The 18,823-nt window shown below is 67.8% G+C and carries 17 protein-coding genes and 1 riboswitch; of the genes, 8 read left to right on the top strand and 9 right to left on the bottom strand.

Annotation, left to right across the window (positions count from 1 at the left end):
• Positions 1-80 precede the first annotated feature (80 nt).
• Positions 81-1,283 carry an ammonium transporter gene (locus U9J39_RS25390; protein ID WP_116314367.1) on the top strand — a complete coding sequence of 401 codons (1,203 nt, stop codon included), beginning with the start codon at positions 81-83 and terminating at the stop codon, positions 1,281-1,283.
• Positions 1,284-1,497: 214 nt separating this feature from the next.
• A complete protein-coding gene (locus U9J39_RS25385) occupies positions 1,498-2,367 on the top strand; it encodes a mechanosensitive ion channel family protein (RefSeq protein WP_062803164.1) in 870 nt (289 codons plus the stop codon).
• 18 nt (positions 2,368-2,385) lie between these two features.
• On the opposite strand, the gene U9J39_RS25380 is transcribed toward U9J39_RS25385, so the two are convergent.
• Positions 2,386-3,609 (bottom strand): Bcr/CflA family multidrug efflux MFS transporter, encoded by a 1,224-nt coding sequence (locus U9J39_RS25380; RefSeq protein WP_116314366.1) that lies wholly within the window; start codon positions 3,607-3,609, stop codon positions 2,386-2,388.
• Positions 3,610-4,001: 392 nt separating this feature from the next.
• Between U9J39_RS25380 and U9J39_RS25375 the strand changes: the two genes are divergently transcribed.
• On the top strand, positions 4,002-4,589 hold the full coding sequence (locus U9J39_RS25375) for a hypothetical protein (RefSeq protein WP_115713334.1): 588 nt from the start codon (positions 4,002-4,004) through the stop codon (positions 4,587-4,589).
• A 67-nt stretch (positions 4,590-4,656) separates the two neighbouring features.
• Here the strand turns inward: U9J39_RS25375 and mdoH are convergent, their stop codons facing one another.
• The 3 genes from mdoH to U9J39_RS25360 all read right to left on the bottom strand — a co-directional run bounded on the left by mdoH (position 4,657) and on the right by U9J39_RS25360 (position 9,591).
• Positions 4,657-7,281 (bottom strand): glucans biosynthesis glucosyltransferase MdoH, encoded by a 2,625-nt coding sequence (mdoH, locus tag U9J39_RS25370; RefSeq protein WP_115683030.1) that lies wholly within the window; start codon positions 7,279-7,281, stop codon positions 4,657-4,659.
• A complete protein-coding gene (locus U9J39_RS25365; protein WP_116314365.1) occupies positions 7,254-8,852 on the bottom strand; it encodes a glucan biosynthesis protein G in 1,599 nt (532 codons plus the stop codon). The genes mdoH and U9J39_RS25365 overlap by 28 nt, the downstream gene beginning before the upstream one ends.
• Before the next feature lie 367 nt (positions 8,853-9,219).
• Positions 9,220-9,591, bottom strand: coding sequence for a hypothetical protein (locus tag U9J39_RS25360; RefSeq protein WP_115713337.1), 372 nt, complete (start codon positions 9,589-9,591; stop codon positions 9,220-9,222).
• 199 nt (positions 9,592-9,790) lie between these two features.
• Here U9J39_RS25360 and U9J39_RS25355 point away from each other — a divergent pair, with 199 nt between their 5' ends.
• A complete protein-coding gene (locus tag U9J39_RS25355) occupies positions 9,791-10,216 on the top strand; it encodes an RT0821/Lpp0805 family surface protein (protein ID WP_116314364.1) in 426 nt (141 codons plus the stop codon).
• Positions 10,217-10,252: 36 nt separating this feature from the next.
• On the opposite strand, the gene U9J39_RS25350 is transcribed toward U9J39_RS25355, so the two are convergent.
• Positions 10,253-10,837 (bottom strand): surface-adhesin E family protein, encoded by a 585-nt coding sequence (locus tag U9J39_RS25350; RefSeq protein ID WP_115713339.1) that lies wholly within the window; start codon positions 10,835-10,837, stop codon positions 10,253-10,255.
• 103 nt (positions 10,838-10,940) lie between these two features.
• Positions 10,941-11,648, bottom strand: coding sequence for a 3,4-dihydroxy-2-butanone-4-phosphate synthase (gene ribB, locus U9J39_RS25345; protein WP_147309756.1), 708 nt, complete (start codon positions 11,646-11,648; stop codon positions 10,941-10,943).
• Positions 11,649-11,814: 166 nt separating this feature from the next.
• Positions 11,815-11,973, bottom strand: a riboswitch (FMN riboswitch).
• Positions 11,974-12,330: 357 nt separating this feature from the next.
• On the opposite strand from ribB, the gene U9J39_RS25340 reads away from it, so the two are divergent.
• Positions 12,331-12,855, top strand: coding sequence for an acyloxyacyl hydrolase (locus tag U9J39_RS25340; protein WP_116314362.1), 525 nt, complete (start codon positions 12,331-12,333; stop codon positions 12,853-12,855).
• Here U9J39_RS25340 and U9J39_RS25335 read toward each other — a convergent pair.
• The gene (locus tag U9J39_RS25335; protein WP_116314361.1) at positions 12,830-13,723 is read right to left on the bottom strand and encodes a helix-turn-helix domain-containing protein; all 894 of its coding nucleotides are present in this window, start codon (positions 13,721-13,723) and stop codon (positions 12,830-12,832) included. The genes U9J39_RS25340 and U9J39_RS25335 overlap by 26 nt on opposite strands.
• A 193-nt stretch (positions 13,724-13,916) precedes the next feature.
• Between U9J39_RS25335 and U9J39_RS25330 the strand changes: the two genes are divergently transcribed.
• From U9J39_RS25330 to U9J39_RS25320, 3 genes are all read left to right on the top strand, one after another.
• Positions 13,917-15,230 carry a hemolysin family protein gene (locus tag U9J39_RS25330; protein WP_326348454.1) on the top strand — a complete coding sequence of 438 codons (1,314 nt, stop codon included), beginning with the start codon at positions 13,917-13,919 and terminating at the stop codon, positions 15,228-15,230.
• Positions 15,231-15,533: 303 nt separating this feature from the next.
• Positions 15,534-16,841 (top strand): GGDEF domain-containing protein, encoded by a 1,308-nt coding sequence (locus tag U9J39_RS25325; RefSeq protein ID WP_326348452.1) that lies wholly within the window; start codon positions 15,534-15,536, stop codon positions 16,839-16,841.
• Positions 16,842-16,985: 144 nt separating this feature from the next.
• The gene (locus tag U9J39_RS25320) at positions 16,986-17,117 is read left to right on the top strand and encodes an entericidin A/B family lipoprotein (protein ID WP_010814145.1); all 132 of its coding nucleotides are present in this window, start codon (positions 16,986-16,988) and stop codon (positions 17,115-17,117) included.
• Between the two features lie 70 nt (positions 17,118-17,187).
• Here the strand turns inward: U9J39_RS25320 and U9J39_RS25315 are convergent, their stop codons facing one another.
• The gene (locus U9J39_RS25315; RefSeq protein WP_116314358.1) at positions 17,188-17,832 is read right to left on the bottom strand and encodes a bifunctional 4-hydroxy-2-oxoglutarate aldolase/2-dehydro-3-deoxy-phosphogluconate aldolase; all 645 of its coding nucleotides are present in this window, start codon (positions 17,830-17,832) and stop codon (positions 17,188-17,190) included.
• Between the two features lie 51 nt (positions 17,833-17,883).
• Entirely contained in the window at positions 17,884-18,819 is a 936-nt protein-coding gene (locus U9J39_RS25310) for a sugar kinase (RefSeq protein WP_111521561.1), read from the bottom strand.
• Positions 18,820-18,823: the final 4 nt, after the last annotated feature.

Genomic DNA, 18,823 nt, shown 5'->3' with positions numbered 1-18,823 from the left:
GGTGCAAGCGGCACCAGGATGCAGCCGTCTCTGGAACGCTTTTTGCGTACTGGTGCGCCCATTTTGAGCATGAGGTCACTATGGACAACTGGAAGACCGGCACCGACGCGCTCTTCATCCTGCTTGGCGCCATCATGGTGCTGGCCATGCACGCCGGCTTTGCGTTCCTCGAACTGGGCACGGTACGCAAGAAAAACCAGGTCAATGCGCTGGTGAAGATCCTGGTGGATTTCGCGGTTTCCACCGTCGCCTATTTCTTTATCGGCTACACCATTGCCTACGGGGTGCAGTTCTTTTCCGGCGCCGAAACCCTGGCCCAGAAAAATGGCTACGAACTGGTCAAGTTCTTTTTCCTGGCGACCTTTGCCGCGGCGATTCCGGCGATTATCTCCGGCGGCATTGCCGAACGCTCGCGTTTCAATCCGCAGCTGGTCGCCACTTTCGTACTGGTGGGTTTTGTCTACCCGTTTTTCGAGGGCATGGTTTGGAACCAGCGCTACGGCGTGCAGGACTGGATCGCGCGCGTGGCCGGCGCGCCCTTCCACGACTTTGCCGGTTCGGTGGTGGTGCATGCGCTGGGCGGCTGGATTGCGCTGCCGGCGGTGCTGCTGCTTGGCGCGCGTCGCGGCCGCTACCAGAAGGATGGCCGCATCAGCGCACATCCGCCCTCGAACATCCCGTTCCTGGCGCTGGGCGCCTGGATTCTTGCGGTGGGCTGGTTCGGCTTCAACGTGATGAGCGCGCAGACTGTCGACAAGGTCAGCGGCCTGGTTGCGATCAACTCGCTGATGGCCATGGCCGGTGGCACGCTGGCCGCCTGGCTGGCCGGACGCAACGATCCGGGCTTCGTCTACAACGGGCCGCTGGCCGGCCTGGTGGCGGTCTGCGCGGGCTCGGACCTGATGCATCCGCTGGGCGCGCTGGTCACCGGTGCCGTGGCAGGCGCGCTGTTCGTCTATATGTTCACGCTGGCGCAAAACAGATGGCATATCGACGATGTGCTGGGCGTGTGGCCGCTGCACGGGCTGTGCGGCGCCTGGGGCGGCATCGCCGCGGGCATCTTCGGCGCGAAGGCGCTGGGCGGCCTTGGCGGGGTGGCGCTCGGCGCGCAGTTGCTCGGCACCTTGCTTGGCATCGTGGTGGCGCTGGCCGGCGGCACGCTGGTCTATGGCACGCTGAAGCGGCTGGTGGGCATCCGTCTCGACGCCGAGGGCGAGTTCAACGGCGCCGACCTGACGCTGCACCGGATTTCCGCCACCCCCGAGCGCGAAACCAACTGGTAATACCCGCCAGCGCCTTTCCGATATAAACAGACGAGCCGCGCAACGCGCCTTGTCTTAACAATTATTTGCTTGCACTTCCGCGCACGGCCTCTCAATAATTGCCGTGCCCGGGAATTGCGCGCAACGCGCAGGGGCTCGCACGCCGCAGCCGGCTGGTTTGGGGGATGTTGGGCCGGCGGCTGGCCGGTTACACCAACACCAAAGGAATACGCCGATGGACGCCTCTACCTTCGACAACCTCAAGACCCTGGTGGTCTCCTACGCCACCGAATTCGGCGTCAAGATCCTGGCGGCCCTCGCCTTCTGGGTCATTGGCCGCTGGCTGATCCACTTTGTCGTGCGCCTGGTGCAGAACGCGCTCGGCAAGCAGAAGGTCGATCCGACGCTGCTGCGCTATGTCGGTTCCATCGTCACCGTGACGCTGAACGTCGTGCTGGTGATCGGCATCCTCGGCTACTTCGGCATCCAGACCACTACCTTTGCCGCGCTGATCGCGGCCGCCGGCGTGGCCATCGGCATGGCCTGGTCGGGGCTGATGGCAAACTTCGCCGCCGGCGCCTTCCTGGTGGTACTGAGGCCGTTCAAGGTGGGCGACTTCGTCACCATTGGCGGCGTGACCGGAACCGTGCGCGAAATCGGCCTGTTCGCCACCACGCTGGACACGCCGGACAATGTCCAGACCGTGATCGGCAACAACAAGATCTTCAGCGACACCATCCAGAACTTCACCGCCAATGCGTTCCGGCGCGTGGAACTGAAAGCGCAGCTGGCAGGCAGCACCGACGTGGCCGAGGCGGTGGCGCTGCTGAAGACCCGCATCGCCGAGATCCCCAACGTGCTGGCCGAACCGCCGGTCGACGTCGAAATTCTCGAGTTCACGCTGGTCGGCCCGGTGCTGGCGGTGCGGCCCTATTGCCATAACGACCATTACTGGCAAGTCTATTTCGACACCAACCGCGTCATCCGCGAATGCTTCGGCCAGGCCGGCTACGCCGCGCCGATGCCGGCGCACATGGTGGTGGTGCAACAGGCCGGGGTGCCGCACGCCGCCGCGGAGCAAGCCGCGGCACAGCAAGCGGCCTGAACCGACACGGCCGCGGATTCAGCGGGTGCCCGGGCGCGCGCGTGCGCCCGAGCGCCCGTAATGGCGCATCAGCACCGCACCGGCGCCGCAGGCCGCCATCACCACGCCCAGCGGCAGCGCGCTGCCGTCGCGCCACACGCTGACCGCGGCGCCGCCGAGCGTGCCGAGCGAAAACTGCAGCGTGCCCATCAGCGCCGAAGCCGTGCCGGCGCGGTGCCCCTGGTGCGCCAGCGCCAGCGCCGAAGCGTTGGGCGAGACGCAGCCCAGCGCACCGATAAACACGAAGAACCCGCCCAGCAGCACCGGCAGCACCGCCATCCCCGCCAGCGCGGCCAGCGCCAGCACCAGCCCCGCAGCCAGCGCCGCCAGCAGCGTGGCCCCCAGCACCTGGTCGAGCGAACGCCCGCGCACCAGCCGGGCATTGAGCTGCGACATCGTGATCAGCCCGAGCGCATTGGCGCCGAACACAAAGCCGTAGTGCGATGGCGCGATGCCGTGCAGTTCGATCAGCACGAAGGGCGAGCCCGAGATATACGCAAACATGCCCGCCGAGCCGAAGCCGGCCGACAGCGAATAACCCAGGAATTCCCGATCGCGCAGCAGTTCCGCGTAGCTGCGGGAGACGGTGCCGAGCCGCAGCGGCGCTACATGGCCGCGGTCCAGCGATTCCTCCATGCGCAGGTGGACCAGCAGCAGGATCAGCAGGCCGGCCCCCGCCAGCACCCAGAAGATGGCGCGCCAGCCCGATACGGTCAGCACCGCGCCGCCGACGATTGGCGCCAGGATCGGCGCCACCCCCATCACCAGCATCAGCGAGGAAAACGCCCGCGCCGATTCATGCGCCTCGAGCCGGTCGCGGATCACCGCACGGGCCATGACCATGCCGGCGCAGCCCCCAAGCGCCTGCAGGAAGCGCCATAGCATCAGCGCTTCCACGTTGCGCGCCAGCGCGCAGCCCACCGCGGCGATGATGTAAAGACATAGCCCGACATAGAGCGGCGGCTTGCGCCCGAAGCGGTCGCTGAAGGGACCATAGAAGGCCTGTCCGAGCGCCAGCCCGACCAGGAAGGTGCCGAGCGTCAGCTGGACCTGCCCGATGTCGACGCCCAGGTCGCCCGCCAGTGTCGGGAAACTCGGCAGGTACATGTCGATCGACAGCGGCGCGATCGCCATCAGCGAGCCGCAGATCAGCAGCCAGGCAGGGAAACGCGGCGTCGGCGCGGCGCTTTGGGAAGGAGGCATGGAGGACAGTATCCGAGGGCGATGGCGCTGCCGTGCGCGGCCGTGCGGCACGGGCAGCCCCGTGGAAAGACGCAATTGTTGCACAACATAACCAATGCAGCCGCCCAGGCGGCGACGTTGGCATGCGTCCGGTTGGCGCAGAAAAACCGCCCTGCCAGATCGCATCGCCGGAGTCGGGTTCGGCAAAGCTGGCAAACCTGGCAGGATTGGTGAATAGTGGTGACAGGCCCTGGTGTTCATGGGCATTGCATGGCGGCATCGCTACGACGCTGGCGGGGCGCGACTTTCATGCGCGCCGGGGTGGAGGGTACAATGCCAGCCTGTCGGCGTAAGACTCGCCGTCGGCCTCGCAGAGAGGGACGACAGTACAGGTCCCCGCAACATTAGCCTGCATGAGAATACGACAAACGCCGCTTTCCGCTTCGCTAGGCACCGCCGCTTTCGTGGTCGTGCTGCTGCTGCCGCTGCCCCAGACGGCCCAGGCGGCGCCGGCGCAGTTGCGCAATGCCAGCGTCCCGCTGCTGGTGCCCGCGGCCGACGAAGCCGATCCCGTGGCGCGCATGCTCAAGGGCGCGGCCACCGGGCAGAACACCGGCGCCGCCGGCGTGCCCGAACTGCTGCGCAACGCCACCCGCCCCGACAACGTGCTGGCGCGCGCCTGCCGCCAGCTCAACGATGCCCTGCCGATCGAGATCGACGGCGAGACCCGCCTGCGCCGTTGCCAGTCGGTTCCGGGCAAACACGTATTGTTCCAGCTGGAACTGACCAACTACCGTGGGCCGATGCTGGACCTGGCCAGCTTCGAGGTCAACTACGCCGCGCCGCTGCAGCGCAATATCTGCGCCAACCGCGATGTCGAGATCCTGACCAAGCTGGGCGTCAGCATGTTGTTCCGCTACATGACCCGCAAGGACCGCGGCGAGCGCCGCATCGGCGACGTCTATATCAACGGCCCGATCTGCAGCGCAGCGCTGCGCTGACAGCAACCTGCCGCAAGCAAAAAAAAACGGCCCGCATCAGCGGGCCGTTTTTTTCAGGCAACTCGCTTCATGCCGCGCGCGGGCGCAGCGGCACCACGTTGGCGGCGCGCCGCACCAGCATGCGCGTGTCCTTCCAGCCGGCGTCGGCCAGCGGCGAGCCCCACACCAGTTCATGCAGGCGCGCCAGCGCGAACGGGTTGCCCAGCAGCACGTGCTTCTGCGCCGGCGTGAGCGCGCGCGGCCCGTGCGTCAGCGCATGCTCGACCAGGCTCTCGTGGCGCTTGCGGGCCGATTCCGGCTGCACCACGCGCGGCGTCGCGGTGGCGCACATCAGCGCGTTGGTGACCGGATCCACCACGGCGTCGACGAAGTTGGGCGTTTCGGCGGCATTTTCGACATGCTGCTGGGTTTCGACGATCTCGCGCGGCACCAGCGTTTCCTCCGGGATCATGAACAGCCCCGCGTTGCGCGAAGCGCGGCCCAGCGAGACCCGCGACAGCATTACCGACAGCGGGATCGACAGCGCCAGCGAGCCGACGATCGGCAACAGCCACAGCACATAAGACGGGTTCAGCCAGTACACCAGCCCGCCCCACGCCAGTCCCAGCGCGGTATGCCAGCCGTGGCGGCGGAACGCTTCGCCCCAGGTAGTCTCGGCGTCCTCGCGCGGCGGCGATTTCCACGAGATGCCCCAGCCGCTGTACGCCGCGACCACGAACTTGGTGTGGAACAGCATGCGCGTAGGCGCCAGCAGCGCGGACAGCAGCACCTCGATCAGCATGCTGGCAAACAGCTGCACTGCGCCGCCGTAGCGCCGCGCCTGCTTCATCAGCAGCGCCACGCTGGCGAGCTTGGGCAGGAACAGCAGCGTGGCCGTGGCCGAGAACAGCGCCAGCGCCTTTTCCGGATGCCACTCGGGCCAGGTCGGGAACAGCTGGTACTGCTGCGTGAAGTATTCCGGCGGCACCAGCGCGTGCTTGGCCAGCATCGCCGTCGACAGCAGCAGGAACAGCAGCCACAGCGGCGCCGACAGGTACGCCATGATCCCGGTCAGGAACACCGCGCGGTGCACCACGTGGAAGCCCTGCTTGAGCCACAGCCGGAAGTTCATCAGGTTGCCCTGGCACCAGCGGCGGTCGCGCTTGACCTCGTCGAGCAGGTTGGGCGGCAGCTCTTCGTACGAGCCCTCGAGGTCGTAGGCAATCCACACGCCCCAGCCGGCACGGCGCATCAGCGCGGCCTCGACAAAGTCGTGCGACAGGATCTCGCCCGACAGCGGGCCGCGGCCCGGCAACGGCGCCAGCGCGCAGTGTTCGATGAACGGCTTGACGCGGATGATGGCGTTGTGGCCCCAGTAGTGCGATTCGCCCAGCTGCCAGTAGTGCAGACCGGCGGTGAACAGCGGCCCGTACACACGGGTGGCGAACTGCTGCACGCGCGCATACAGCGTCTCGCGGCCCACCGCCAGCGGCGCGGTCTGGATGATGCCGGCACCCGGGTTGGCTTCCATCAGCCGCACCAGCGTGGCCAGGCAGTCGCCGCTCATCACGCTGTCGGCGTCGAGCACCACCATGTAGCGGTACTTGCTGCCCCAGCGGCGGCAGAAATCGGCCACGTTGCCGGTCTTGCGTTTCACGCGGTGGCGGCGCCAGCGATAGAAGATGCGGCCGAAGCCGCCGACCGCGCGGCACAGTTCCATCCAGGCATCGTGCTCGGCGGTGCGCAGGTCCGGATTGCCGCTGTCCGACAGCACGATGAAATCGAAGTTGGCCAGGTGCGGCGTGCGCGACAGCGATTCATAGGTGGCGCGCAAGCCCGCGAAGACGCGCGTCACGTCTTCATTGCAGATCGGCATGATGATCGCGGTGCGGGCCTCGGGCGCGATCGGCGCGTCGGGCCGGTCCGGCACCGCCGAGCGCGAGATCAGATGCTTGTCGCCGCCCTTGGCCAGCACCAGGAAGCCCATCATCGCGGTCCAGAAACCGGCGGACACCCATGAGAACAGGATGGCGAACAGCACCAGGATGGCAATCTCGAGCGGATCGGCACCGTGGTACGGCAGCACGTTGGTCATGAAGTACGTGGCCAGCACGGTCTGGAGCGCGACCAGTGCCAGCAGCACCCAGCGCCGGTGCGAGCCGGCGGGGTGCCATTTGCCTTCGGCGTCGGGCCCGTCGTGCAGGGTGTCCCAGGTTTCGGGCACCGGCGGGCGGCCCAGCATGCGGCGCCACGTGTTGCGCAGCCAGCCGGTGACGATATGCGGCGGCCACTGGCGCGGCACCATCGAGCTGCGCTCGGGCGCGGGGCCGGTGTCGGCCTTCACGGTGCCGTCTTCGCGCCGGCGCAGCAGCGGCGCGCCGCCGACCTGCGGATTGCCGTAGGCCATGGCGAAACGCCGCTGCACCGAGGCGTAGGCGCTGCTGCCGTGCGCCGGCGGCGCTTCCTTGCCGGCCAGGCGCGACTGCAGGCGCGTGATCGCTTCCTGCGCGTCGCGGCCATCGGCCGTGACCGGGATCACCGGCGTCACCGAAGCCAGCGGCGTGGCGGGTGCCGCCGCGGCGGCCATGCCGGCGCTGTCGGCCAGCAGTTCGCTGCGCACTTCAGGCGATACGGGCAGGCGGTCGAGATAGCGCTCGCATGCCGCCGCCTGGGCCGGTCGCTGCTTTAGGCGGGGGGTAAGATGTAGCTCCACGTCTCGGACAGGGTTGTATTGCCGTTGCGAAGATAGCCGCGCAACTCTACCGGCTTGGTTTCGTCCTTGCGGCGCATCAGCATGGTCATGCGCCAGCCGCCGGTCGCGTCATTGCGCTGCACCGACGTCTTCAACAGCTCGCCGTTGGCATCGGCCGAAACCACCGGGTCGATGCGAACGTCCGCCGGCAGCCTGCGGAAGGCCGGGCCTTCGAAGTCCACCACCAGCGAAAAGCTCGTGTCCTCCTTGCTGCGGGTCTGGCCCTGGCCCAGGCGGGTCTGGGTCACCCACGACAGCGGCGGCTCTTGCTCGCCGTCCTTCTGCCACAGCAGGCGGTATTCATAGTCGAAAGCCTGCTTCGGCTTGGGCGGGTTGTCGGGCACCCAGTACGCGACGATGTTGTCGTTGGTTTCGTCCGGCGTCGGAATCTGCACCAGCTCGACCCGGCCCGAGCCCCAGTTGCCGCGCGGCTGCACCCAGCCGCTGGGCCGGCGCTCATACCACGCGCCGATCTCCTGGTAGCTGTTGAAGCTGCGGTCGCGCTGCATCAGCCCGAATCCCTGCGGATTGGTCGCCGCGAACGACGTTACCAGCAGCCGCTTGGGATTGACCAGCGGACGCCAGACCCACTCGCCGGTGCCGAGGTGAATCGACAGGCCGTCCGAGTCATGCACCTCCGGGCGGAAATCCTGCGCCGGCGCCGGCTGGTTCTCGCCGAACAGGTACATGCTGGTCAGCGGCGCCAGGCCAAGCTTGGTCACGTTCTCGCGCAGGTAGAGGCGCGACTTGACCTCCATCGCGGTCTCCGCGCCGGGCTTGATGGTGAAGCGGTACGCCCCGCTCATGCGGCGCGAATCCATCAGCGCATGGATGGTGATTTCCTTGGCATTGGCGCCCGGGCGCTCGATCCAGTATTCGACGAAGCGCGGGAACTCCTCGCCCGAGTTGAGCGCGGTATCCACCGCCAGGCCGCGCGCCGAGAGCCCGTACCACTGATCCTTGCCGAGCGCGCGGAAGTAGCTGGCGCCGAGGAACGACGCCAGCTCGTCCTTGCGCTTGCCCTGGTTCAGCGGATACAGGATGCGGAAGCCGGCATAGCCCAGCCCTTTCAGCTTGGCGGCATCGACCTTGTGCGGGCCGTAGTTGAACGCGGAGGGGTCGAAGCGGAATTCGCGCACGCTGTTGCCCACCACTTCATGGATGCGCACGGGCTGGTCGAACACCATGCCCTCGTGGAAGAACGACAGCTCGAACGGCGAACGCGTGCCGCGCCAGGCGAAGCGCTCGGGCTTGTACTCGATCTCGCGGTAGCGCTCGTAGGTCAGCTCGCGCAACTCGCGCGGCAGGTTCTGGGCCGGCGCCTTGTAAGGCGACGCCGCCAGCTGGCGCGCGCGCGAGGCGACGGTGTCGAAGTCGAACGCATGGGCCGCCATCGCACACAGTGCCAGCGCACCGCCGCCGAGCCAGGCCGCGATCCGCGCTCCAGCGCGCGCGGCGCGGCGGCGCGCCCCCGGCCCGGCAGCGGGCAAGGTAAACGGTACGGCTATTCGTGGCGTGGCGATCTGTGACATGTATGCCAGGGTGAGCGGTTGAATCGGAGTGGCCGGCATCGGCGGCCCGAACGATGAAGGACACGGCAAGAGATGAGCCCGGCGCCGAGTGGCGAGGCCCTGACGCGGGGCAGGTTGCCCGCGGGGCACCGTGTCCGGGTTGTTGCGATGCGCAATAAACCATAGCAATTCGAGACGCGAAAGTCACGTTTCGATCACGCAAGGTTTGAAACAAAATGTTGGCCACGTAGCCCGAAAGCCGCTCCACGCATGGCTTTGCGGGCGATCAGGTCACATCGCCGCGAGCCTCGGCACGGTCAGCCTCGATCGGCCGCCCCGGTCGCGCACCGATGCGGGCCGGAACGCGCCCGGCCCGTTTAATACACTGTTACTTTTTGGCGCCTTCGCTGTAGGGATCGAACTTGCCGCTCTTGGCGCCTTCGGAATAGGGATCGAACTTGCCGCTGTTCATGCCGCCCTGGCTGAACGAGTCGAACGATTTCTGCGCGCCACCCTGGATCGGTTCCATCTGGTCGGGCCTGGCGCCCGGGTTCAGCGCGGTCACGTTGTCGCTTTTTGCGCCGTCGGTGTAGGGGCTGAACTTGTCCTGCTTCGCCCCGTCGGTGTAGGGATTGAACTTGTCCTGCTTGGCACCGTCGGTGTACGGACTGAACTGGTCGGCCTTGCCCGCGATCTGGGCGTGCACCGTGCCGAAGGCGCAGGCGACGGCCAGGCCGATTGTGAGATAGCGCAGCGTCATGGGATCTCCTTTCGCAGGAATGGACGTCCGTCGTGCAGCGGCACGATGGGACAGAAATCAACGCTAGGTCAGGGGCACGCAGGTGTCAACCGCGGCCCGGTGGCCGCAGTGGCCAGACACGTCGGCAACCGTCGTCCCCCGCACCGCATTGCGCTTACAATGCCACTCGAACGCCACCATGTAGCTACAAGGAACCGTCATGCTGACTCGGCAAACCTCACCCTCCGGCAGCCTCGCCCGCCCCACCCTGCGTGCCGCAATCGCAGGCGCGCTGGGGGCCGTGCTGCTCTGCGCCGCGCCCGCGCAGGCGTACTTCGACAACTACCTGAGCGGCACCATCATCGGCACGCTCAACGACAAGGAAGGCGCGTCGCTGGCCAAGTCGGTGCGTACCGCGCTGAACGATACGGCCGATGGCCAGTCGGTGGCATGGACCTATCCGGCAGCGGGACGGCGCCAGCAGATCGACGGCACCATCAGCCCGGTCGAGAGCAAGACCGACAAGGGCCAGCCCTGCCGGCGCCTGAAGTCAGAGCTCAAGCGCGGCAGTGCCGAAGAGCACTGGAGCGGCTGGTTCTGCAAGCAATCCAACGGACAATGGAAGTCGCGCCACGTGGGCGATTAAGCTGGCTGGCAGCAGGCAGTGCCGCGCGGCCGCGGTTTAGCGGCACAGCTTGCGCAGCAACTCCCCGGCGATGGTGCCGGGGCCGGCCACCTGGAAGGTGCCGGACTGCGGCGCGCGGATGGTATAGAGCGATTCGCCGCGCGCAAAGCGCTTGCTGTAGAGGGTCTGCTCGACCACGGCAAACATCGACGTGGCACAGTTCAGCACCATGCGCTTGAGCGAGGAACGGATCGGTTCGCCGCTCGCGGTGCGGATCACGCCTGACGGCGAATTGCGCATCACCACCACGCCCACCTGCGTACCCTGGCGGCGCACCGCCGACTGATCGAAATAAGAAATCACGCCATTGGCGCCCATCAGCGGCAGCCAGCGCTGCGGGTCCGGCGCACCGGGATCGGGCGCGGCCACCAGGCGGCAACCTTCCCTTGGTGTGGAGCGGAACACGGTGCCGGAGCCAGGAACCTGGCACTCGTAAAGGCCGGCGGCAGCCGGCCGGGATGCAGAGGCCGGCGCCACGTCGATGGCCGGCACAGCGCCGTCATCGGCGTGCGCCTGCGGCAGGGCCAGGCCGAACACGCAGCCGGCCAGCGCGGCTGCGTGTCGAAACATGCGGAACATCATGGAATTACCCTCATGTAGACGGGAAAAAGCGATCCGCATTGTCGCACACGATGCATGCATTGCGGCGCGCGGGCACGCCCCGATCCATGCATCGCGACGGCCTTCAGCCGTGCAGGCGTCGCCAGGCGACCAGGTCCTCGATGGTCAGCACCGGCAAGCGGTACATCCCGGCAAAGGCCAGCGCTTGCGCGCGCCGCGCCATGGTGCCATCCGGATTCATCAGCTCGCACAGCACCGCCGCGGGAGACAGCCCCGCCATGCGCGCCAGGTCGACTGAACCTTCGGTATGGCCGCGGCGCTCGAGTACGCCGCCGTCGCGCGCCACCAGCGGGAACACATGGCCGGGGCTGACCACGGCATCGGCGCCGGCGTCCTCGGCAATCGCCGCGCGGATGGTAGTGATCCGGTCAGCCGCGCTGACCCCGGTGCTGACGCCCTCGCGGGCCTCGATCGACACGGTGAAGGCGGTGCCGTACTGGCTGCGGTTGTGCTCGACCATCGGCCGCAGGCCCAGGCTGCGCACCTTGTCCGTCGGCAGGCACAGGCACACGATGCCGCTGCATTCGCGAATCATCATGGCCATGTTGGCCTGGGTCAGGCGCTCGGCGGCAAGGATCAGGTCGGCCTCGTTCTCGCGGTCGTCGTCATCGAGCAGCACTACGGGCCGGCCCTCGCGCATGGCCTCGAGGGCCTGTTCGATGCGCAACTCCAGCGCGCGCGGGTGGGCGCCAGCCATCGTATCGACAGTGGCACTGGGGTTGGCATCCGCGGACACCGCGGGGGCAATGGCTTCGGTGGAAAAGCTAGACATGAAACGCTCCTGGCTCAGCATCAATGGGCGTTCCAGGGGAAGGTTCAACGGAACTGCAAGGCCCGCGCGCCATGCCGAGTGCACGCGCACGAACCGCCGCGCCCTGCGCGCGCAAGGCTCGGCAAACCACGGGCCAGGCAAGCGCCAGGCCACGCGGGCAAGCTCCGTCCATCTTCTTTCATCCGGACTATGACCGTCGGCCCTGGCTTCTCACCAGGTCTGCTGACCTCGCACGGGAATGCGAGCGCTCGCGGGCTCGCCGGACACGCGCTGCGCGTCGCGGCATACCGCCGGTGGGGACTTTCACCCCGCCCTGAAGACGTAACGTAAACCGGGCCGGCCAGACGGCCGGCACCGGCCCGCGCATGTTAGCACGATTGTTCTTTGTCACTGCGCGCCGCGCGCCAAGACCGTATCCTGCTGCGGTCCGCGTCGTGGCACCGGTCACGTTCGGCCTCGGCAACGTGCCTTCTCATGTACTACAAATAGGGTAAGGAGGCAGTGCCTGAGGGCTGCAAGCGCCGGTTTTTCCATGGCTTGCCTGACAACAACGCAGCATCTTTTCAGCGTGCTTCCCATGCGCCGACCCGACCAAGAAGCCAGACAAGACAGCCATGCGAGTTGCATCCCCCTCCTTCCAACTTTCTCCGCGCGGCAGTGGCGGCGGCCGCGCCGCGCCGCCATGGCGGCGCTGCTTGCGCTGGCCGGGTGCCTGAGCACAGCCGCGCGCGCGGCGCCTGCTATCCAGCTTGGCTACGGCTTCGACGACAGCCATCACGTGCAAAAGGCGGAGATCGCCATGCTGTGGGATTCGGGCCTGGCGTGGGGCAACCCGCAGGGCTGGCAGGTCGACCTGCAATGGGAGGTCAATGTTGCGCGCTGGCTCAGCGACAGCAACAACAATCCTAACGATCTGTGGGAGTTCGGCGCGTCGCCGGTGGTGCGGATCGCATGGTGGCGCCACAGCTGGGTGCCGTTCATGGAGCTGTCGGTGGGCGCGCGGCTGCTGAGCGGCACCCGCACCTCCGACGATCACGTCATCTCCAGCGCGTTCCAGTTCTCGGAATACGCCGGCCTTGGCGTGATGCTCGGCAAGGACCGCAACTTTGCCGCGGGCTACCGCATCCAGCATCTGTCCAATGGCGGCATCAAGGAGCCCAACCCTGGCACCACCTTCCACGTCATCTACCTGCGCTACCGCTTCTGACAGGCCCATCGTGCGCCGCGCCCTGCGTCTCAAACAGGACCCGCGTGGCGTCGTCGGCCGGGAAGAAGCATTCGATGCGCAGTTCCTGCAGCGTGACGTCCTGCGGAATGCCGAGCGTGGTCAGCGTCGAGAACAGCGACGCGCGGAACGCCCCCGCGTGCAGCACCACCGGCAACAACGGCGGCGGCGGGCCGTCGCTGCCGTCATCCTCGGGCAGCAGCACGCCGCCCGGGCCGACCATGTCCGGATGCCAGTCGGCGATGCGCGCGAACAGCGCGCGCGCGGTCTGGTCGTGCGCCTGCACCTGCAGCTCCTGCCAGACGCGCCGCAAGAGGTAACGGCCCACCTGCCGCGCATTCTCTATGACCGGCCACAGGCCGTCCGGATCGAACACCGTCAGCATCAGGTTGATCCGGTGCGGATCGTCGGCCAGCGATGCCGGCGGGCGGCCGCCGAGCAAGGTGTCGAACATGCGGCGGTAGGCGGGATTGGCATCGACCAGGTTCCAGAAGCGGTCCAGCACCACGGCCGGGTACGGCTCCTGCTTGGCCAGGATCAGGGCGATGGCCTGCTGCACCATTTGCAACGGCGGCGCGGTCAGCGCGTGTTCGCTGTAAGCCGGGGCGAAGCCGCTGGCGAGCAGCAGCCGGTTGCGCTGGCGCAGCGGCACGCCGAGGCGCTCGGCCAGCGCCAGCACCATCTCGCGGCTGGGTCGGGCGCGCCCGGACTCGAGGAAGGAGATGTGGCGCTGCGAGACCCCGGCGGCCAGCGACAATGCCAGCTGGCTGTAGCCGCGCTTGCCGCGCCAGTAACGCAACAGTCCGGGGAAGTCGAGAGTGGCCTCGGAGGCAGGGGTGAGCGTTTCCATGCGGGCTATTACAGCATGGCGGCGGCCTCGGCGCGAATACCTGGCAGGTAATCGCAGCCATCCATTGAGGTAGCCGATGGCCGGAAACGCGCCACCGTTTGCGGCGGGCGCATCACAGTGGCGATGTCGTGTAACAGGCGAATGGTATGCTTGATCTTTTCAGACACCCGGCGCGCAGAGGGCGCGCACCCTGATGGAAATTGCCATATTACTGGCGCTGATTCTGCTGAACGGCCTGTTTGCGATGTCCGAGATTGCACTCGTTACAGCCCGCAAGGCACGCCTGCAACGCCAGATCGAGAACGGCGACCGCGGCGCCATTGCCGCGGCCGAGCTGGGCGAGGACCCGACCCGCTTCCTCTCGACCGTGCAGATCGGCATCACCTCGATCGGCGTGCTCAACGGCGTGGTCGGCGAATCGACGCTGGCGCAGCCGCTGGGCGTGTGGCTGCAGGGTTTCGGCATCTCGCAAAGCACCGCCGGCTATGTAGCCACCGCGATCGTGGTGGCCGGCCTGACCTATTTTTCCATCGTGCTGGGCGAACTGGTGCCCAAGCGCCTGGGCCAGATGGCGCCCGAGACCATCGCGCGCCTGGTGGCGCGCCCGATCGGCTGGCTGGCGGTGGCCTCGACCCCCTTCGTCAAGCTGCTGTCGAGCTCCACGCGGCTGGTGCTGCGACTGCTCGGCACCCAGGTGGACCGCGGGCCCGGCGTGACCGAGGAAGAAATCCACGCCCTGCTGGTGGAAGGCTCCGAAGCCGGCGTGATCGAGCAGCATGAGCACACCATGGTGCGCAATGTGTTCAGGCTGGATGACCGCCAGCTGGCGTCATTGATGGTGCCACGCGGCGACGTGGTCTACCTCGATGTCGAAGCCGCGATGGACGAGAACCTGCGCCGCATCGAAGAATCGGACCACTCGCGCTTCCCCGTGGTGCGCGGCGGCATGCACGACATCATCGGCGTGGTCAGCGCGCGCCAGTTGCTGGCGCGCCGGCTGCGCGGCGAGGAAGCGGATTTGCAGGCGGCGGTGCAGCCTGCGGTGTTCGTACCCGAAAGCGTGACCGGGATGGAGCTGCTGGAAAACTTCCGCGCCTCGGGCGGGCAGATCGCCTTTGTCATCGACGAATACGGCGAGGTGCTGGGCCTGGTGACGCTGCAGGATCTGATCGAGGCTATCACCGGCGAATTCAAGGCCGAGGCCGCCGGCGAGCAATGGGCGGTCCAGCGCGACGACGGCTCGTGGCTGCTCGATGGCCTGATCCCGATCCCGGAACTGAAAGACCGCATCGGCCTGCGCCAGGTGCCCGAAGAAGAAAAGGAGCGCTACCACACGCTGTCCGGCATGCTGCTGTTGCTGCTGGGGCGCCTGCCCCAGATTGCCGACACGGTGCAATGGGGCGACTGGCGCTTCGAGATCGTAGACATGGACGGCAAGCGCATCGACAAGGTGCTGGCCGAGCGCCTGCCGCCCCAGGACGGGCCCGAGGAAGAAACCACCGGCTGAGTAGCGGAGGCCGGCATCACCGTTACGCCGCGGCGTCAATCGCATCGTCCCTGGATGGATGGCGCCGCATTGATCCAAATCAAATGCAGTTGCGGCCAAATCACTTTGGCGCAATCGGCAACGCCCCTCCCCCTTCCCTTCGCTTATGATCGGGCTTCGCGGCCCCAGCCGGCCGCGGCACGCATGGCTGCACCCTGGCGACGACTGCGACCGCAGCGTGCCGGCGGCCTGCCGAAGAACCATTTCAGACACGGGGAGACGCGAGCGCCGCCAGCCATTGTCCGGCGGCCCGCAAGATCATGCATGGATCCTGATGCCGACGACCTCGTCGAAAGCGCTGCCAGCGGCGGCAGGGGCGCGATGCAACCGTCCGCGCTGGAAGGCGCGCTGAGCGCGCGCCGCGCGCAGGCCGGTCCGCCGGCGGCGATCCTGGCGATCCGCCTGGACCGCTTTGCCAACGCTTGTGAAACCCTCGGGACTGGCCGCTGCGCCAGGCTGCGCGGCATCGTGCAGGCGCGCATTGCCTGCCTGCTGCCGCCGGGCGCGTTCATGCACTGGATGGCCGCGGCCGACCTGGTGGTCATCACCGCGCTGCCCGCGGGCGTGCCCGATCCTGGCCAGGTCGCCAGCCGCGTGGCCGACGACCTGTCCCGGCCTTTTGCGCTGGACGGCTTCGAGCTGCACCTGTCGTGCAGCATCGGCGTGGCCAACGACCATGCCGACATTCCGGCCGAGCGCAGCCTGCAGCAGGCATTCGACGCCATGCTGCGGGTCAACCGCCAGGGCGGCGCCGGCCTGGCGCGCGCAGACAAGCCGCTGTCCCCGCCCGCTGCCCCGTTGCTGGCGGCGCTGCCCGACGCACTCCAGCGCGGCGAGTTGAGCCTGCAACTGCAACCGCGCGCCGACCTTGCCGGCGCCGCCGTCAGCGGCTACACGGTGCGGCTGCGCTGGCAGCATCCGGTGCTCGGCCGCGTGGCGCCGCAGGACTTCCTGCCCGGCGTCGAAGCACTCGGGCTGGTGGGCCGCATCGGCAACTGGCTGCTGGAGAGCGTGCTGCCGCTGATCCGTGCCGCCGAGACCATTGCCCCGCTGCAGTTCACCCTGCTGGCCTCGAGCGCCCAACTGCATCGCCCGCAGATGGTCGAAGCCCTGGCGCAGGCGCTCGATGCGGGCGGCATCACGCCAGAGCACTTGTGCATCGAACTGCCGGCCAGCACCGCGCCGACCGACGCCGAACTGATCGATCGCTTTGCCGCGCTGCGCCGGCGCGGGCTGCAGCTGGCCCTGGGCGATTTCGACGACAGCCCGGCCTGCCGCGAGGCGCTGGCGGCGCTGCATCCGGACGCCGTCACGCTGGACGCAAGGGGCCTCGGCCATGCGCGCGAGGCCCGTGACAGCCTGCGCGAGGCCTGCCGCGCGGCGCGGCGCGCCGGCGCGTCGGTCTGCGCCAAGGGCATCGAAACCCGCCAGCAGCTGGAAGCGGTGCGCGCCTGGGGCTGCCACAGCGTGCAGGGCTACCTGCTGGCGCAGCCGTTTCCGGCCGTCTGGCTCATGCAGACCCATGCGGCGATCCAGCAGCGTGCCCGCGCCTTGCTGGCGCCGCCGGCCTGACCAGCAGCCCCGTGCGTGGGGTTGCACGATTTACAAATTGCGACATACCGGCTATCAAAGCCGCGCGCAGCAGCGGTAAAATCTGCGTCAATCCCAAAACTCGGAGAATCGCTCGATTCTCGACCCTATCGAAAGGAGCCCGGCGTGAAGAAAGGTTGGATCTGGTGCGTTTTGTTTGCCACTCTGTTGGCCGGTTGCAACACGATGGCGGGGCTCGGCCAGGACATTCAGCGTGGCGGCCAGAAGCTGGAAAGCTCGGCAGACCGCCACAAGTAAGCCGGCCAGGCTGCATCGAAAGCAAAACGGCACGCCCGATGGCGTGCCGTTTTGCTTTGCTGCGCGCCGCTCAGGGCTTGCCGCGCAGTGCCCTGGCCTGCTCGGCCAGCCCACGGATACGGCTCCAGTCGCCACCGGCGACGGCATCCTTGGGCACCACCCACGACCCGCCCACGCACACCACATTGGGCAGCGCCAGGTACGACGGCGCCAGCGCGGCATCGATGCCGCCGGTCGGGCAGAAGCGCAGCTGCGGCAGCGGCCCGCCCAGCGACTTCAGCATCGGCACCCCGCCCGCGGCCTGCGCCGGGAAGAACTTGAGGAAGGTGAAGCCGGCTTCCAGCGCCGCCATGGCCTCGCTGGCGGTGGCAACGCCCGGCAGCAGCGAGATCCCCGCGCCTTGCGCGCCCGCGGCCAGCGTCGGCGTCAGGCCGGGCGAGACCGCAAACTGGGCGCCCGCATCGCGCACCGCGTGCAGTTGCTCCACGCTCAGCACCGTGCCGGCACCGACGCAGGCTTGCGGCAGCGCCGCCGCAACGGCACGGATCGCCTCCAGGGCCACCGGGGTGCGCAGCGTGATTTCCAGCAGCGGCAAGCCACCGGTCACCAGCGCCTCGCTGACATGCAGGGCCTCGTCGACCGAGTGGAATTCCAGCACCGGGATCACCGGCACATCGGCAAGGCGTTGAAGCAGCGGGGAAGTCTGGTCTGACATGTCGGTCTCGCGGTATGGGGGTTCAGGAAAACATCAGGGTCCGGCAGCGGCTCAGGCGATCACCGATACCGACTGCGCCAGCCGCGCCAGCACGGTCTGCGCATCGGGAATCGGCGCCACCGCGCCATAGCCGGTGGTCGACAGCGCTGCCGCCACGTTGGCATAGCGCGCGGCCTCGAACGGATCGGCGCCCGCCGCCAGCCGCGCGACGAAGCTGCCGCCGAAGCAGTCGCCCGCGCCGGTGGCATCGACCGGCTTGACCGGATAGGCCGGCACCAGGCTGCGGGACTCGGGCGTGGCGATGTACGAGCCCTCTTCCCCCAGCTTCAGCGCGACCAGGCCGATGCCGCAGCCGAGCAGGTAGTCGGCGATGGCATCGCGGTCGTCCAGCCCGGTCAGCACCGTGATGTCGTCCCAGCTGGGCAGGCATACGTCGGTCATCCGGAACGCTTCGCGCATGATGCCGCGCGCACGCGCCAGCGACCACAGGCGCAGCCGCAGGTTGGTGTCCAGCGTGACCCTGGTGCCGGCCTTGCGCGCGTGCTCCATCGCCTCCAGGCCGGCATCGCACGCGCTGGTGCTGATGGCGAGGCTGATGCCCGACAGGTGCAGGTAGCGCGCCGACGCGATCGCGCCGAGCGGCAGCTGTTCATGCTGGTAGCGGCTGGCAGCGGAACCTTCGCGCAGGTAGTCGAAGCGGTGGCCGTGGCTGTCATGCGAGACAAAGTAGACGCCGGTGGGAGCGCTGGCGTCGACATGCACATGCCGCGTGTCGACCCGTTCCTGCGTCCACAGTGCGCGCAGGCGCTCGCCGAAGGTATCCGCACCGACCGCGCAGATATAGCCGGTGCTCGCGCCCTGGCGCGCCGCGGCAATGCAGAAGTTGGAGGTATCGCCGCCAAAGCCTTGCAGGTAGCGCGAGGGATCGTCCGGCTGCTGGTTGAACTCAACCAGCGGCTCGCCATAGGCCAGGATGTCGATGCTCATGGGG

The sequence above is a fragment of the Cupriavidus sp. SS-3 genome, assembly GCF_035818815.1.
Lineage (GTDB): Bacteria > Pseudomonadota > Gammaproteobacteria > Burkholderiales > Burkholderiaceae > Cupriavidus > Cupriavidus taiwanensis_C.
The sequence above is the reverse complement of the archived record's forward strand: the minus strand, read 5'-3'. Positions and strand labels throughout refer to the sequence as shown.